Source organism: Sphingomonas sp. CCH15-F11, from assembly GCF_001557005.1.
Lineage (GTDB): Bacteria > Pseudomonadota > Alphaproteobacteria > Sphingomonadales > Sphingomonadaceae > Sphingomonas.
On the sequence record NZ_LSKG01000099.1, the window covers coordinates 1 to 14,821 of the forward strand.

At 63.8% G+C, this 14,821-nt stretch carries 18 protein-coding genes; 12 read left to right on the plus strand and 6 right to left on the minus strand.

Features of this window, described 5'->3' with window-relative positions:
- From AX709_RS18905 to AX709_RS08820, 5 genes are all read left to right on the plus strand, one after another.
- Positions 1–305: hypothetical protein (locus AX709_RS18905; RefSeq protein ID WP_197432026.1), on the plus strand; the 305-nt coding region annotated here is incomplete at its 5' end.
- Positions 306–350: 45 nt separating this feature from the next.
- Positions 351–1,217 carry a DUF1521 domain-containing protein gene (locus AX709_RS08805; protein ID WP_066548905.1) on the plus strand — a complete coding sequence of 289 codons (867 nt, stop codon included), beginning with the start codon at positions 351–353 and terminating at the stop codon, positions 1,215–1,217.
- Between the two features lie 137 nt (positions 1,218–1,354).
- A complete protein-coding gene (locus tag AX709_RS08810; protein ID WP_156437633.1) occupies positions 1,355–1,795 on the plus strand; it encodes a hypothetical protein in 441 nt (146 codons plus the stop codon).
- A gap of 84 nt (positions 1,796–1,879) precedes the next feature.
- On the plus strand, positions 1,880–3,319 hold the full coding sequence (locus AX709_RS08815) for a hypothetical protein (protein WP_066548908.1): 1,440 nt from the start codon (positions 1,880–1,882) through the stop codon (positions 3,317–3,319).
- Positions 3,320–3,323: 4 nt separating this feature from the next.
- On the plus strand, positions 3,324–3,770 hold the full coding sequence (locus AX709_RS08820) for a hypothetical protein (protein WP_066548910.1): 447 nt from the start codon (positions 3,324–3,326) through the stop codon (positions 3,768–3,770).
- Between the two features lie 83 nt (positions 3,771–3,853).
- On the opposite strand, the gene AX709_RS08825 is transcribed toward AX709_RS08820, so the two are convergent.
- The 5 genes from AX709_RS08825 to AX709_RS08840 all read right to left on the minus strand — a co-directional run bounded on the left by AX709_RS08825 (position 3,854) and on the right by AX709_RS08840 (position 9,166).
- Entirely contained in the window at positions 3,854–5,533 is a 1,680-nt protein-coding gene (locus tag AX709_RS08825) for a hypothetical protein (RefSeq protein WP_066548911.1), read from the minus strand.
- Between the two features lie 492 nt (positions 5,534–6,025).
- Entirely contained in the window at positions 6,026–6,199 is a 174-nt protein-coding gene (locus AX709_RS18605) for a hypothetical protein (RefSeq protein ID WP_156454223.1), read from the minus strand.
- A 173-nt stretch (positions 6,200–6,372) separates the two neighbouring features.
- On the minus strand, positions 6,373–7,086 hold the full coding sequence (locus AX709_RS08830) for a CPBP family intramembrane glutamic endopeptidase, BDIM_20840 family (protein WP_066548913.1): 714 nt from the start codon (positions 7,084–7,086) through the stop codon (positions 6,373–6,375).
- A gap of 82 nt (positions 7,087–7,168) precedes the next feature.
- Positions 7,169–8,299 (minus strand): helix-turn-helix transcriptional regulator, encoded by a 1,131-nt coding sequence (locus AX709_RS08835; protein ID WP_231727472.1) that lies wholly within the window; start codon positions 8,297–8,299, stop codon positions 7,169–7,171.
- A gap of 414 nt (positions 8,300–8,713) precedes the next feature.
- Positions 8,714–9,166 carry a VOC family protein gene (locus AX709_RS08840; protein ID WP_156454224.1) on the minus strand — a complete coding sequence of 151 codons (453 nt, stop codon included), beginning with the start codon at positions 9,164–9,166 and terminating at the stop codon, positions 8,714–8,716.
- 107 nt (positions 9,167–9,273) lie between these two features.
- On the opposite strand from AX709_RS08840, the gene AX709_RS08845 reads away from it, so the two are divergent.
- The 6 genes from AX709_RS08845 (at position 9,274) to AX709_RS08870 (ending at position 14,287) form a co-directional block, all read left to right on the plus strand.
- Entirely contained in the window at positions 9,274–10,026 is a 753-nt protein-coding gene (locus tag AX709_RS08845) for a helix-turn-helix transcriptional regulator (protein WP_066548979.1), read from the plus strand.
- A gap of 249 nt (positions 10,027–10,275) precedes the next feature.
- Positions 10,276–10,587, plus strand: a complete 312-nt coding sequence (locus tag AX709_RS08850; RefSeq protein WP_066548919.1) for a PadR family transcriptional regulator — start codon at positions 10,276–10,278, stop codon at positions 10,585–10,587.
- Complete coding sequence (locus AX709_RS08855) at positions 10,584–11,720, plus strand: hypothetical protein (protein ID WP_156454225.1); 1,137 nt, start codon at positions 10,584–10,586, stop codon at positions 11,718–11,720. The genes AX709_RS08850 and AX709_RS08855 overlap by 4 nt, the downstream gene beginning before the upstream one ends.
- Positions 11,711–12,610, plus strand: a complete 900-nt coding sequence (locus AX709_RS08860; RefSeq protein ID WP_066548923.1) for an alpha/beta hydrolase-fold protein — start codon at positions 11,711–11,713, stop codon at positions 12,608–12,610. Before AX709_RS08855 ends, AX709_RS08860 begins: the two co-directional genes overlap by 10 nt.
- A gap of 83 nt (positions 12,611–12,693) precedes the next feature.
- The gene (locus AX709_RS08865; RefSeq protein ID WP_066548928.1) at positions 12,694–13,704 is read left to right on the plus strand and encodes an alpha/beta hydrolase; all 1,011 of its coding nucleotides are present in this window, start codon (positions 12,694–12,696) and stop codon (positions 13,702–13,704) included.
- 151 nt (positions 13,705–13,855) lie between these two features.
- Positions 13,856–14,287, plus strand: a complete 432-nt coding sequence (locus AX709_RS08870) for a VOC family protein (protein ID WP_066476979.1) — start codon at positions 13,856–13,858, stop codon at positions 14,285–14,287.
- A 134-nt stretch (positions 14,288–14,421) separates the two neighbouring features.
- On the opposite strand, the gene AX709_RS19170 is transcribed toward AX709_RS08870, so the two are convergent.
- On the minus strand, positions 14,422–14,751 hold the full coding sequence (locus AX709_RS19170) for a hypothetical protein (protein WP_231725984.1): 330 nt from the start codon (positions 14,749–14,751) through the stop codon (positions 14,422–14,424).
- On the opposite strand from AX709_RS19170, the gene AX709_RS19175 reads away from it, so the two are divergent.
- On the plus strand, positions 14,689–14,817 hold the full coding sequence (locus AX709_RS19175; protein WP_231725983.1) for a helix-turn-helix domain-containing protein: 129 nt from the start codon (positions 14,689–14,691) through the stop codon (positions 14,815–14,817). The two genes, AX709_RS19170 and AX709_RS19175, sit on opposite strands and share 63 nt — an antisense overlap.
- Positions 14,818–14,821: the final 4 nt, after the last annotated feature.

The window sequence follows — 14,821 nt, forward strand, 5'->3', positions numbered from 1 at the left end:
GTGTCACGGGCGCGCTCGGGCTGGATGCGCGCGGCACGATGGCGGCGCGCGCTTATCCGGTGCGCGAGACGGCGGATGCGATCGCGACCCGGTTCGGTGCCACTCCGGCGCAGGCCGGCGAGATCGAACGCACCGTCGAGCGGCTTGCCGGCGCGATCGCGGCTGACATGGCGGCGCGCGCGGACGGCCGGACGCTCGATCGCATCGACGATGCGCTGGTGGGCAGCGACGCCCCGGCCAGCGCCGACGCGGTCATCGCTTTCCTCGAGCGCGCGGCGGAACACATCGAAACGGCCGGGCGCTAGCACGCGACCTCCGGCTGCCTGCAATTCACAACAAGGGGCAAGGGCATGACCAACACCGTCTTCAACCTGTCGGCGATGATCAACAATCTCAATCTCGCCCCGACCGCGCCACGTGCTGACGCAGGCTTCATGATCGCGCCGGGCATCCTCGCCCAGGCATGGAATCCGCTGGGCGCATCCCCCTTCGCCTCGGCGATGATGAACGCCCTGTTTGTGCTGCAGGCCGGACATATGGGGCGCATGGCGGCGGCAGCGGGTCAGCCGCCGATGCAATCCTTCACGCCCGTGCCGGGCGGGGAATGGACCGCCGCGCTCGACAGCGCACACACCGGGACGATCGACCTGGGCGACGGCTATCGGCTGAAGCTCGACGAGCGGAATTCGGAGATCACCGTCATCAACACGGCGACCGGTGAAACCACCCGCATCTGGGGTGACCCCCATGTCGACATCGACGGGAAGCATGCCTTCGACTTCTGGGGCACGACGACCTTCACGCTGGCCAACGGTACCAAGATCACGATCGATACCGAACAGTGGAACAACAATCCCAATGCCTATGTCGCGTCGAAGCTGACGATCACACGTCAGGATCGCGCGATCGTGGTCACGGGGATCAGCCAGAACCAGCTGGGCGATCTGTCGGTGTCGATGTCGCAGAACGGCCGCGCGCTCGATGCCGCGACCCGCGACGGCTTCGTGCTCAACGAGAATGCGACGGGATCGGGCTGGCGGTCGGGCCTGACCGGCGAGGTCGCAACGCAGGCGGACCTGGACGTCACGCGCGTCGGCGAGGCCTATGGACCGGGCAGCACCCTGCCCAGCTTCGACGAACTCCAGCAGAGCCTGGCCAATTTCCTGCTGCTCGGCTTCGCGCTCATCCTGAGCGGCCGTGAGGTCGAGGCCGCCTGACCGCGATGACCGTTGACGGCATCGCCGGGGCGGGCGCGACACCATCGCGTTCATGGGCAACCACCGACCACGCGCACGCATGGGTCGATCAATGGCGCGATGGCGCCGGCTTCGATGTCGCGGCGTTGGCGCGGGCGATGATCTGGGATGGCGTCGACGAGGCCGCGCTTGCGTCGATTGAAGCGGCCATGACCCCCGTCGAGCGGGGCGAGCTGGCGGCGGCGATGGATGCCGCCGCCGACCGTCCTCGTGCGACGGGGACTGGCGCAGGTCCCGCCGATGGCAACGCATCGGGCGCTGGTGATGCGGGTTTCGATGCTTTCGCCACCTCGTTGACCACGACAGACCAGCGCATCGTCGTTCGCCGCGTCGAAGCAATGCCGGGCACCCTGGATCCCTCTCGTCCACCGGCAGCCGGGGCGCATGCCGATGCCGCCGCGGCCGATACGGCTCCGCCTGCCACGGACGGGGATACCGCATCGGCGACGCCCGCCGTGGCCCCACGTGCGATCGAGATTCTGCCGCCGCTGCCCCCCGGCGCGGATTTACCCGCGCCGGTCACTAGTCGATCCGACTAGGCCGGATAATCGGATCGTCGAGCGCCCCGCTTCGGCGGCACCCCTATGGTCGCGGGCGAGACGAACCGAACGCGGAGTAAGCCAATGTCCGTTGCTGTCCAGAATGCCACCGCCAACATCGACCGGCGGCTGGAAACCGGCGTGTTGAACCCCGTCACCAATGGCGAGATCAAGGCCGTCGTCGCCGAGATCACCGGCCTGAAGGCCGCCGATGCCGATCGCCTGATCGACGATCTCGCCAAGTCGGGGAAGCTCGGCCGCGTCGCGGGCGAGATCATGGACGGATCGCCGCTCGGTCTCGGCGGACTGAGCGCAAACGAGCGCAAGGCCTTCTTTGCCGACATGGCGCGCAAGCTTGACGGACAAAGCCTGGCCACGCTCAGCGACGCCTTTGCCGGCACGGACAAGCGCACGGGCGGCTTCGCGCCGGTGTCGGAACTTGGCCAGGCGATCGCCACGCATGGGTCGCCCCAGGCAAAGCTCGCCTACATCGCCGCCCAGAAGTCTGATGTAGCGCGTGGCACGATCGTCGATTCCGGGGTCGGCGCGTCGACGCTGCGGCGTGAGGACGCAGAAGCCAACGCGGTCGGGCTCGTCCTCGGATCAATGCGCGGGGCCAACGCAGAGGCGGCTTTTCGCGCCATTGGCGACAAGCTGCCCGACGTGCTCGCCTCATCGATCGACGCGCGAGTCACCACCAACGCGACCGCTGGCGTCGCTGTCAACGTCGCGAGCTGGGACGCCAAGGCCTATGGCGGGATCATGGAGGCAGCCGCCAGCACCTCGAACGCCGATCTGAAGGCGCAGATCTTTGACGCCGGGGTCGGCACCTTGCGCAGCGTGCGCGATGTGAACGATGTCATCGGCGGCTTGACAACGGTCGGCAAGACTCAAGCGACCCGCACGATGGTCGACGGCTTGACCCAAGTGATCAACAGCAACACGACCGGCGTGATGCGGGAACTCACCTATAATGCCGAAACGCGCGACGGCAGCGATTTCGCGGCCTATGCCAAGGAAATGCTGAACCAGGGCCGTGCCGCCGAACTGGGCGAGCAGATGGGCCGCCTTCAGGTCGGGAACGCCGGAAACGAGAACGCAGTCGAACGGCTTTATCGCAGTGAAATCGTCGCCAATACCGATCAGGAGCGCCTGCCCAATGCCGGGACGCTCGGCTATTTCGTGGGGTCGGTTCATGCGGCGGTGAAATCCATCGATGCCGATGTCGCGGCGGAGCGCGCGATGACCACCGCCGTCCTGAAATCGGCACTGACCGTGGTCGACAAGGCCAAGGTCGGCGGGCCTGCCGCCAGTGCGGTCGGCACCACCGCCAGCGTCGCCAAGGAATGGGTGCAGTTCGCGGTCAGCGGTGCCATCCGCAACGAGAGCGCCGATGCCGGCATCCGGCTGGAAAACGCGGCATTGCCGGTGGACAAGCGCACGCGCGAGCTGGGCGTGGGCGACGCCGTCGTGAGCGCGTTCGAGGACACGCTGGCGACCGTCGCCCGCCTCGCCAAGCCATAGGCGCGTGACGGGCGTGCGCGCGGGACTGATGCTGATGATGGCGATCGCGGCCTGTTCGCCGGCCGGGACGACCAAGGCGCCTCCGGGGCGTCCATCCGCATTCGTCGCGCACGCCGAGCCGCCCATCGGCGACGCGCTGAACCGGCGGCTGGTGCGGGCGATGACCGGGGCGCTCGACCGGCTGGAGCCCGAATGGGGCAAGTTGCAGGGCCGGCTTTACACCGTCGCGCCCGATGCCGGCGCGCTCGCCCCGCTGGTCGCGCGCGACCTGCCGCCGGGCTGGACGCGGCTCGACCTGGGCGATGTCGAGCTCCGCGACGCCGAACTGGTGGCCTGGCATTCGGGCGACGCCCTGTACGCGGTGCTGCGGATCGATCCGAAAGGGGGCGCGATCGTGCCGGCGATGGTGCTCCGCAACGACGCGACACTTGCGCTGTCGTCACCGCAATAGCCGGGGTCCCCAGGGCGAAAACGCGCGCGATGCGCAAGCTCCCCGCAGCTCACCCGCTGCGGGGACGTATCGGCCTTGCGGCGCTATCGCCCCTGGCGATCGTTCGGCGACAACAGGATGTTGTCGGGCAACGCTTTGCCCGCATACCATTCGTGCAGCTTCACCGCCGCCTGCGCATTGTACTGGCTCCCCGGATCGGTCGTGGCATAGCTTTCGAAATACGACAGATGCGGCAGGATTCCGGTCGGCGAAGCGAGCCGGACCGCGGCCTGCAGCGCACGCCCGATATTGGTCGTCGCCGGCGACGACCCGTCCGGATTGCTGACGTTGAGCAGGGCCGGGATCGGATCGTTGCGATCCGACAGCGTATGGTAATTGACCGCCCGCAGTTCGGGAATGTCGCGCACGCCCGGATTCTGGGACGATCCGGCAAAGCTGTGCGCGATATGACGCTCGCCCGCTGCGGGGCCAATCCCCAGAAACTCGACGCGGCTTAGCATCTGCGCGCGCGCGCTCTCGCTCATGCCCTGGCTGTTGCGCAAATAGTCGTTGACCATCCGCAGCGCCTCGTTGCCGATCGCGGCACCCTGGCTGTAGCCGATCAACTTCACCTTTCCGTCGCCGTTCAGGAGCTGGTCGAGGATCGCGTTCGCGGCAGTTGCGGCCGCCTGGCGATTGCCCGACATCAGCTGCTGAAGCCGCTGATCGGTGACGTTGAGGTCGGGCAGGCGGTTGGATGGATTGTCCTCGAGCACGTTGCGGCCGACCGAGATCATCTTGTCCATCGACGACACGTTGACCACGTGATCCACCGGCGCGCGGAACAGCGCCGAAAGCTCCATCGCCTGCATCGCCGACCGATTGACGTCGGTGTTCACCCCGTTGATGAAAATGACCGGCGGCCGTCCGGCGTCCGCCCCGCCCGCAAGCGCGCGATACATGTTCGCATTTTCGGGCCGGCTCGCCTGCAACCGGGCGTCGTTCACCGCCTTGTTCCGCTCGAGCGACAGCGAGACGTTGTCGACGACCAGCTCGGCGATCCGGTTGGTATTGGCATCGCGCCGCTGCTCGAGTTCGCGGTTGTTGCCGACGATGTTGATGCCGATCCGCGCGGACAGGCCGATATTCTCGGCGGTCAGGCGCTGCAGTTCGGCGTCGTTCGCGCCGATGCGCCGGGTCAGGTCGCGGATGGTCAGTTCGGCATTGCGCTGGGAAATCGCGTCGACGGCCAGCGGATTGCCGCTTTCGGTCGACACGCGCTCACGCGGGACGGCCTGGCGATAGTCGCTCCGGCCAAAGCCGCTGACAAGCTCGTCGACATCACCCGCAGAGGTTGCGAGGTCCCGCGAGTAATCGGCGTTCACGCCGCGCTGAAGTTGGGACTCGCGCTGCAATTGCGCTTCCATGCCGGCGACGCGCGTGCCCCAGATCGGGTTGCCGAGCCGCGTTTCGGGTGCATGCCGGTTTGGTGAATCGGTGCGCGCGGCGACGAGGATGGTCGAAACCTGGTCCCGGCCCGCCAGCGCGCGGGCCAGTTCACCCTGCTCGACGGGCGTCAGTACCGCCTGAAGCGCGTTCGCCTCCGCCCGGATGCGCTGGGGATCACCGCCGAACCGCAGCGCGATCTCGGCACCCAGCGTGCCGACGTCGATGCCCAACGCATCGCGCGGCAGGGAATTGACCGCTTGCGCCGACAAACGCGCGTCATCCGATGGGGGCGCGGAAAATATGTTGGCGGTTACGCCTGCGAGCTGCCCGGTCATCACGCGAACTCCCGTTATGGTGGGAGCGAAGTGTCCGACTGGTGCCGTCACCACGCAATAATCGGAACGACTAGCGCCGGAGGGGCAACATCCCGTCGGCGCGGACGCCCATGCACGCGGATTCCAGATCCGGCCCGGCGGACCCTCTCGACGTACCGCGACGAGGCGGAACGGATAGCCATGTGGCGGAGACGGAGGCACCCCTTATTGAGCTCTAAGATTCTATAGTAATGACGTTTTTCTGAACCCAGACTTCGTCTACCCCACACTTTTCCCCACATCGGGTCAGAGACGTGATCGATCACGCTGACATCGGGTGGCCGCTTAGCGCCCCAAGGTCGGACGCTCAGCCGTAGATCGGCGCCACCCGAAAGCGGACGAAGCTCATTTAGGTAGCCTCACGACCAGCGAATAGTTCGAATCTTTCCCGGCGCGCCATTCACCGCCGTTAGCCGCCGTGAAATCCGCTTAGGTCGCATTCACTGCGATCGATCACAAAGCAGCGATCTCATAGTCGTAAACGCGGCGATGATAGGCTGCGACATAGTTCGAATCCTGAGGGGGTGAAACGTCAGTGAGGTGTCCCCGCGAGTTGGCGCTCTTAACTTCGGCACGAGCGACGTGGGTGCCAACCTCGCCCGCGCCGATGATGCCGATCGACGTCATCGTTGCGTCAAGTGCCAAACGCCCCGTCTATCGTTTGCATGGCTCCCCGAGCTGATCTGCTGTCTTAGCCATTGGATCATTCGATTCGTAGCGCAAGATCGCCTCGACACTCGGAATCATGGAAAGCGCTAGCGCAACGCCTACTACTTCGAGATCGAAAGGCGTGTGGTGGTTCATACAAGAAATGAAAAAGAGTTGCCGAAATTGTGAAGCAGAATGGGGATCACCAAGCTTCCAGTCCGCAGACGCAGCCACACCGCGATGAATGAGGGAATACCGGTCAGCGCCATCGTAATGGGATCGAACGAGAAGCCACCATCGGCATAACCGAACGCGTGCGTCATGCCGAACAGGAATGACGACAACACGGCCCCCCAGCCCCAATCAACGCCAAACAGCCGCTTGCGCCCGCGGAAAGCCTTATTGAGCGCGAAAAGCAGGACGCCGCGATAGAACAGCTCTTCCTCAAGGCCAGGCATTGTCATTTGGAATGCGACGTCTTCTACGCCGGGTTGGTCGGCAGGGAAGACCATGGCGATGACAACGAAGAAGGCGCAATAGGCAACAGCAACGGGGACCGCAGCCTTCAGACTGCCCGGTTCGTGCGACAAGGTTAATCCGACCTGGCGGAACCCAAAGGCCGGGCGGGCCGCAATAGCGATGGTGACTGCCAGAGCCATAAGCTTGCCTTGCCAGTTCCACGCCCCTCCCATCAGATCTGGCAGCAAGCCATAGCAGCGCGTCAAAAGGACATCGTTGATGGCCACCAGCAAGGCAGCAATGGCGAGCCAACGCACCGAGAAATTGCGCCGGTCGGCGAGGCCCAAAACTGCTCCCAGACAAAGCAGAATAGCCAAGGTCCCCGCTAGTCCGATCAGTCCGTTCACGCAGCCGCCCTTCCGTTTCGGTGAGCACGGTGGCTAGCGCATGACCGCCGGTCACGCTCCTCAGAAGACGGAATTTCTTTCCTCAGAATCCGGCCTCGGGGCTACTGAGAGCAGTTCCGGCGTTGTGAAGGGCGGCAGCCCGATATTCGCTCGGCGTGCAACCTACAATGGCTCGGAAGGCGCGGTTGAAGCTGGCCAGAGAGGCAAAGCCGCTGTCCAACGCGATCGTGATCAGTTTTTCGTTGCGATCCCGTTCCTGGAGCAAACGGCGCGCCTCCACGAGCCGATGGGTATTCAGGAAGGCGCGGAAGTGATCGTGGCCCAACTGCTGGTTTATCAGCGTCCTGACGGCGCGCTCCGGCGCCGCCATAAGCTCGACAAACTTCGGAAATGTAAGCTCGGAATCGAGATGCACCCTATCGTTCTCGATCAGGGTGCACAGCCGGGCGTGCAGCGGGTCAGTTCGGTCAGAGGTCCCGTCAGGAATGGGCTCGGGAGCAACTGCACGGGCTTCAACCACGCCAAAGAATAAGGCATCGCCCCGAACTGTGAGAACCCGACCTGCCAGCCATACGCCGAACCCGAGGATCATCGCGTTCTGGGCCATGGAGAAAGCAAGCGGCCGCCAATCAAAACCGAATAGCACATCCGCAGCAAGATCGATGAACAGCATCCCGCCCAGCAGCACCGCCACCAGAACGCGCGCGTTGTAGCGCTGCTCGATCAGGTCGCCCTGCCGCTCATCCAGAAGGCGCCAGACAAGATGGGCGACGATCCCGAAGCCCATCATCACAAGCGCATGCGATAACCCGACATCGGCGAGCCTGTTTCCCAGCAGCCCCCGGCCCGCTGCCGCAATACCCGCCCAAGCAAGCCCGACCCTCAACACGCCGCCCTGCAACCGGAACCGGCTGTCAAAGCAAGACAGGGCAAACCACCACAGAAAAATGACTGTGAACCCGCTTGCTGCGCTCGCAAGATTTCCCACCAGCCCTGCAGGCTGGAACGATACGAGCGGCGTGTTGCCAAGGAGGAAGCCAGCCAGGCACACAGCCAAAGGCGCAAACAGCAGAGCCGGCAACCCAACCCGGCGTTTCTGGCCGAACAAAAGCCATGCAAGCAGAAACAGAATGCTCAGAGACCCAATACGTAAGACTAGGTCCAGTTGTCCGATGATCATGTCCAGATAATAGCGCCAAATCCGATGGTTCAATATGGGATTTGCCCTGTGCATCCCCAGCTGCGAACAGCCATCGCCGGCAACGCGGGGCGATCCCGAAACCTGCCCGGCTGCTTAGGTCATTTTTTCCTCTGAAGCCGAAACCCTCAAACCGACAAGCTTTCAGTCGTTCAGAATCGAAGTCTCACTCCACGACGCCTGCCGCTTGTCAGCGTCAAAAAGCAGCCCCCTCAGAAGGGTTGAACCTCTCGCGAATAGCCCAGAACGAAGATTCACCAAGCTGACGACCGGGCGCTCGGGTGCTTCCCGAAGTCGTGGCCCGCTGCCTGCAAAAGAGGGCCGGAGACACACTCCGGCCCAGTTTTCGGAGTGGGGGACGGCCAAAGCTGAAGCTCTGTTCGCCACCCGATCGCCCAGTCAGCCACCGGGATATCACGCCGAACATGCTCAGCCAGCGCTGGGCTTGAACTCGAAGAACTCGAGGACGTTGCCGTCAGGATCAGTCATGCGGAAGAACCTGAACGGTCCCTCGCTCACGATGCCGGGCGCCTCAATGCTGTCGGGCGCAATTGAAGAGGCATGCGCGAAGGCCTGCTCGATATCGGCGACCTTGATGTACGGCCGGACGCTTCCGGCTCGTGGCTCATTGGCGGCATAGGCTTTGCGCGAGACGATGCCGAACAAACCGCCGGCCAAATTGAAACCGATCAATGCAGGGGTTCGCACTTCGGGCGACGTCTCCAGAAGCACCTCATAGAAGCGCGCGGACCGTTCGACATCGTCAGCAAGGACGTAGAGGCCGAACCGCTCCACGGAGATCGACTGCGCCATCGCAGGGGTGGCTTGCGTGGTCGGCGCTCCAGCAACCAAGGTCGCAATCAGGGCTTGCCGCAGTTTCATAGCTTCATCCCTCCTTCTTGAAGTGTGACACCATGTGCCACGGCTCTGCTGCCAACATGCTGTCAGCATGCTACGACTATGCATGTCAGCCGATAGAGGAGTGCTCGGTGCGGCGTGCGGAGCGATTGTTTGAGATCCTGCAGATCCTGCGACGTGTGCGTACGCCCCTCACGGCCGAGACCATTGCCAGTGAACTGGAGGTGTCGAAAAGATCCGTTTATCGCGACATAGCTGCCCTGCTGGCGTTGCGGGTGCCGATCCGGGGCGAGGCAGGCGTCGGATATGTCCTTGAGCGGGGGTTCGATCTTCCGCCGCTGATGCTTACCCCTGACGAGCTCGATGCAGCCATTCTCGGCGCGAACTGGGTCCTGACCCGTGGCGAACCGGAGATGGCGCTTGCCGCGCGCAACCTCGTTGCCAAGCTCGAGGCCGTCGTGCCGGAGGCGATGCGTGGTCAGATCGCGGTTCCGACCACTTCGGTGGCCCCCGTCCCACCATCCGCCGACCTGATCAGCAGCGCTGCTTTGCGGCGCGCGATCCGTGACCGGCGCAAGGTTCACATCGTCTACCGCGATTCTTTGGAAAGCAGCAGCGAGCGGACAATCTGGCCAGTCATGCTGGGCTACCGCGACGCCGGTAGAATTCTGGCCGCCTGGTGCGAATTGCGCGGCGACTTCCGTTTTTTCCGGACCGACCGGATGCTCGCAATGGATGTTCTGGAGCAGGTCATTCCTGAGCGCGCTCAGGTTCTACGCACCAGATGGCGCGACGCCATGGACAAGGAGCGGGAACGATATGTCCGTGCCGAAGACGACAAGCGTCAGGAGCAAAATCCCGCGGCTGCGCCCAAAGATTGCTGAAGCTGGTGCTGGCTAGAACCTGTCAAGAACGCAGGCGCAGCTCAGGGCACGAATTGCAGCATGTCTTGCCCTGCACCGCGCCCCGCCTCGACAGGCCTCTGCCATGCGTTGAGAAGCGGTTCGATGTTTTCCTCGGCAAGCCCGCTCGTCGACCAGCACGTTGCCTGACCAGTGAGTGCCGCCCTTCTTCCCAGAGTCTGATCGACAAACAACTTGACGCCAACTCTACATAGGTAGAGTTATTGCCACATGACTCGCACACGCTCCTTTTCGCCAGCTGCCAGGCGGGTACTCGCCGCTCTGCTCGATAAAGCCGGATCCTGGTCCTATGGCTATGATCTGGCCAAAATCACCGGGATCAAATCGGGCACGCTCTACCCCTTGCTGATCCGCCTGGAAGAGAGAGGCCTGCTTGAAACCGAATGGCAGCCGCCCGCCGAAACCGGTCGTCCGCCCCGCCACATTTACAGGCTGACGGCAGCGGGGATCGAGGTGGCGCGAGCCAACCCCATCGTGCCGGCGGGCGCGGATCGCTCCTCGCTGCGGGAGGTGCGCATATGAGCCGCAGGGCCCTGCGCCAATTGTCCAACTGGATCCTTGGCCGACTGGTCGCACTGGCACCCGCTCATATGCAGAACTGGGCTGAGGCGGTGCGGGCCGAAGCTGCGGCCATTGCCGACGACGGTGAGGCACTGCGCTTTGCCGCCGGGGCAGGCTCGGGTCTGGCGCTCACCTTCATCAAGACCCGGCTGAGCGATGCTCTTGGCCTTGCCAGCGACCGCCTCGGGCCGCGCCGTCTTGCCGCTCTGGCTGCCACGGCGGCCGTGATGATCGGCGTGATCCATCTCCACGTTGCCGACGCATCGTCATCCATGATCCTCGTGAACCTTGCCTCGCTTGGCGTCGGTCTGGCGCTGCTGGCGAGCGCGGCAGTCTGGCAAGGCGCTTCTGACCGTGGACGCGCCATCGCAGCGCTCAGCATGGCCGGATTGCTGGTGCTGACGAGCCTGTTCGGAGTTGCCTCACATGGCGTTGTGCGTTGGGTCGCGGCCGGGCCGCTGCTGGTGCAATCGAGCCTGATCCTGCTGCCCGCCCTGTTGACGATGTTCGCGCGCAAGACCACGGCTGCGGGCGCGGCGGCGCTGGTGGTTGCTGCGGTGGCCATGGCGATGCAACCCGACCGGGCGATGGCAGGCGCGATGGTAGCAGGGATCGCGATGCTCTGGCTGCTGCACCGCAACCGGCAGGTGGCCATTGTGCTCGCGGCAAGCGCGTCGGGCTTTGTGGCCACGCTGGTGCGGGCCGACAACCTTCCCCCGGTGCGTTTTACCGAGGGCGTGTTCACGCAGACCTGGCAGGTGCACCCGCTGCTCGGCTTTGCTGTAGCGAGCGCAGGCGCGCTGCTGTTATTGCCAGCTGCAGCCTTCGGCCCCCGTGACAGCGATTGCGCGCGGCAATGCGCGGTATTCGGCGCAATCTGGCTCGCGATCATTCTGGCTGCTGTGATCGGCAATTATCCGACGCCGCTGGTGGGATACGGCGGCAGCGCGATCATCGGATACCTGCTCAGCGCCTGCATGCTTCCGCCAACGCCGCTGGCCCGCCAAGGGCTTCATTCCGCCGTCAAGCAGTCCGCACGCGCGCAGCCCGACAACTTGGCCCGCCTGTTCCCGAGGAGAACGTCATGCGCCTGACCCTGCGCCATCCCCGCCGTTCGATCACCCTAGGTTTGGTCGCCGTCCTGTTGGCTTGCGGCTATTGGGCCTGGCGCACGCTGACGACACCGCAGGGCGCGCAGACCGTAGCCTTCACCCCCGCGTCGGAGGAATGCGCCAGCGACGGGCCCATGAAGTACTGCGTCTACCGCGCGCGCGGAGGGACCAATGGCGATATTGTCTATCACCTGCATGGCCGCAATCTCGACGAGCGCATCTGGAACGACGCGACCTATTACGCGGGCCTGCTCCAGGCGCAGTGGCAGGCAAAGGGCGTTCGCCCGCCGACGGTGGTGACGCTGTCCTATGGCGGAAGCTGGCTGCTGTCCCCCAAGGGCGCTGCCCCCGACAGCGGTTTGCTGGAGGACATGATCGAGCGGTTTCCTGCCATCGAGAAAAAGCTGGGCACGCCGCGGCGGCGTATCCTGTTGGGGGAATCGATGGGCGGGCTCAATGTGCTGATCGCGGGGCTGGCCTATCCTGATCGCTTTGCCCGCATCGCCGCGCTGTGCCCCGGCGTCTACAAGGTCTCTCCCTTTGCGCCGATCAGTGAAATCAGGGCCGGCTTGGTTCGTACTGGCGCTGATCCGAAGGTCGCCTTCGGCATCTGGATGCTGGCCCGCCGTCACTACAGCAATGACCGCGAGTGGCGCGCCACCTCACCGCTGACCTTGATCGAGCAGGCGGGGCCCCAGTCCCCGGCGCTCTATTTGTCGAACGGACTGTATGACGCCTTCGGCAATTTCGAGGGAACACAGGCACTGGCCGAGCGGGCCCGCGCCCGCGCCGTCCAGACCGAGTGGCATCCGCTTTACGGGGGGCACTGCGCATTGGACGCGCCCTCGGTTGCCGCGTTTCTGGTCGCGTGACGGCCACAAAAGGGGAACACGATGATGAGGCCTGGGAAGCCAGCTTCGCAAAACATTGCTGATTAAAAACAAGGGCTTGAAACGTGCTGCGACATCTCATTTTAGTGACCTCCCTTCTCTTGTGTCTGGGCATTGCTGGCTCTGCTTGCGGCCAAGCCAAGGAGCAGGAAACCGCGCCTGAACGGATCGAGATTCCGAAGGTGGAGAAGGAAGGGGTGTGGAAACCGGACGATGGCGGAACGCAGCTGCCGCTGTGGCCTGCCAACGTCCCTTTGGCGCAGCCAGACAGCGGCGCTCATCCTGAATACACCGGCAACGGCTCGCCGCTGGTGGGCGGACGCAAATGGCATTGGGCGACCTATATCACCCGGCCGACCATGACGATCTATCGCCCGAAGGGTCGCAACACCGGCGCCGCCATGCTCGTCATCCCCGGGGGAGGGTTCTACGCTGTGGCAACCGACCTCGAAGGCACCGAAGTGTGCGACTGGGTCACCCGGCAAGGCATGACCTGCGCCATGCTCAAATACCGTACGCCGCAAGTCTGGCCGCGTGTTGATGGGAAACAGCAGCGACCAAAGGTCTTGCTGGGCCTGGAAGATGCACAGCGCGCCATCAGTCTGCTGCGCGAACGGGCCTCGACCTATGGCATCGATCCGCACAGGATCGGAGCGATCGGGTTTTCGGCAGGCGCCTATCTCGTCATCAACATGAGCAACACGGTCGAACGGACCTACCCCTTGACCGACGCGGCGGATCAGCAATCACCGCGGCCGGATTTCGCCGTTGTTGCCTATAACGCTCGCGTGCTGGACAACAGCAAGGGCAGGAACAGTCTGGAACTGCAGCCCTGGGTCGAGATCAGCCCGGACGCGCCGCCCACGCTCATCATTCATGCGATGAACGACTCCGTCGACGATGTGCGGGAGCCGATGGCCTACGCCCTTGCACTCAATGACGCGGGCGTGCCGGTCGACATGCGGCTTTATGCAAAGGGAGGACATGCTTTCGGCATGCGGCCGACTGCGGATCCGATCACCCGCCGGTGGCCGCAGCATCTTGAAGAGTGGCTGCGCGACATGAAGATGTTGTGAGTGATCGCAGGAGGAGTGAGGTAGGCGGTGATCGAAGCCCGACCATCAACACGCCGGCGGGGAGTTGTTCTTGCCGATTGGGGCCAAAAGCGATGGGACTGAATAACTTCGAACAAGGCGAAATTTCGTTTCTTCTACCCGGGGCTTCCAAATGAGCGAGCGCAAAAGTGCGGGCGTATGCGGGCTGAACCACATCACGCTGGCGGTGGCCGACGTACAGCGGTCCGTGATGTTTTACCGAGACGTCCTCGGTTGTTCGGTCCGGGCGTTGTGGGATGATGGCGCCTACCTAGAGGCTGGCGCACTCTGGCTATGCCTATCGCGTGACGATCTTGTGAGAACGTCGCCGCATCCAGACTACACGCACTTCGCATTCAGCGTCCCTGACGGCGAATTCGCTGAGATCAGTGCGAGACTGCGAGAAGCCTGCAAAGTCTGGAAGGACAATAGCAGCGAAGGGGATTCAATCTACTTCCTCGATCCGGATGGGCACAAGCTGGAGGTTCATGTCGGCGATATCGAAACGAGACTAGCTCACTATCGAAGTGATCCTTCGAAGATCGTAAAGGTCTTCGACGATTGATCGTGCAGTGCCTTCTAGGGAGGTTGTTTTGAAGACATCTATAAGGATTTCACGCCGCTCCTGATCGCGGCGGGATGGATAACGGATGTACGGTTTTCCTGTGGAGAGCAACTGACGAACAGGCGACGGGAACCTTATCTTCTGGAGACAAAGCCATCGGGCGTGAGCGTCATCTTGGCCAGGTCGAGTCCGCTCGCCAGCGCCCCTTGACGTGCGGCCTTGGCAAGCCGTTCAAGCATCTCAGGTTCGCGCGCCCATTGATCAAGGCCCGATCCCAGCATGGCTGCTTGCAGCAGCAGAGCCTCGGCAAACTCTTGGCGCTCGGCATCGCTGGCCTCGGCACGGGTCTGACCCCGCATGCCTACATCATCCAGCGGCGGCTCGAACTGGGCAAATCGCTGATCCGCAGCGGCGTTGGCCTCGCCGACGCTGGCTGCGAGGCAGGCTTTGCTGACCAGAGCCATTTCCACCGCGCATTCGTTCGGCGCTTCGGCATGACCCCGGGTGCCTATGCTGCGGCCATGCGCTGAGCGG

Excerpts from the sequence above, each read along its gene's own strand:
- AX709_RS08805 (WP_066548905.1), top strand. The coding sequence starts at position 351 with ATGACCAACACCGTCTTCAACCTGTCGGCGATGATCAACAATCTCAAT.
- AX709_RS08810 (WP_156437633.1), top strand. The coding sequence starts at position 1,355 with ATGATCTGGGATGGCGTCGACGAGGCCGCGCTTGCGTCGATTGAAGCG.
- AX709_RS08815 (WP_066548908.1), top strand. The coding sequence starts at position 1,880 with ATGTCCGTTGCTGTCCAGAATGCCACCGCCAACATCGACCGGCGGCTG.
- AX709_RS08825 (WP_066548911.1), bottom strand. The coding sequence starts at position 5,533 with ATGACCGGGCAGCTCGCAGGCGTAACCGCCAACATATTTTCCGCGCCC.
- AX709_RS18605 (WP_156454223.1), bottom strand. The coding sequence starts at position 6,199 with ATGACGTCGATCGGCATCATCGGCGCGGGCGAGGTTGGCACCCACGTC.
- AX709_RS08840 (WP_156454224.1), bottom strand. The coding sequence starts at position 9,166 with ATGAAACTGCGGCAAGCCCTGATTGCGACCTTGGTTGCTGGAGCGCCG.
- AX709_RS08850 (WP_066548919.1), top strand. The coding sequence starts at position 10,276 with ATGACTCGCACACGCTCCTTTTCGCCAGCTGCCAGGCGGGTACTCGCC.
- AX709_RS08855 (WP_156454225.1), top strand. The coding sequence starts at position 10,584 with ATGAGCCGCAGGGCCCTGCGCCAATTGTCCAACTGGATCCTTGGCCGA.
- AX709_RS08860 (WP_066548923.1), top strand. The coding sequence starts at position 11,711 with ATGCGCCTGACCCTGCGCCATCCCCGCCGTTCGATCACCCTAGGTTTG.
- AX709_RS08870 (WP_066476979.1), top strand. The coding sequence starts at position 13,856 with ATGAGCGAGCGCAAAAGTGCGGGCGTATGCGGGCTGAACCACATCACG.
- AX709_RS19170 (WP_231725984.1), bottom strand. The coding sequence starts at position 14,751 with ATGGCTCTGGTCAGCAAAGCCTGCCTCGCAGCCAGCGTCGGCGAGGCC.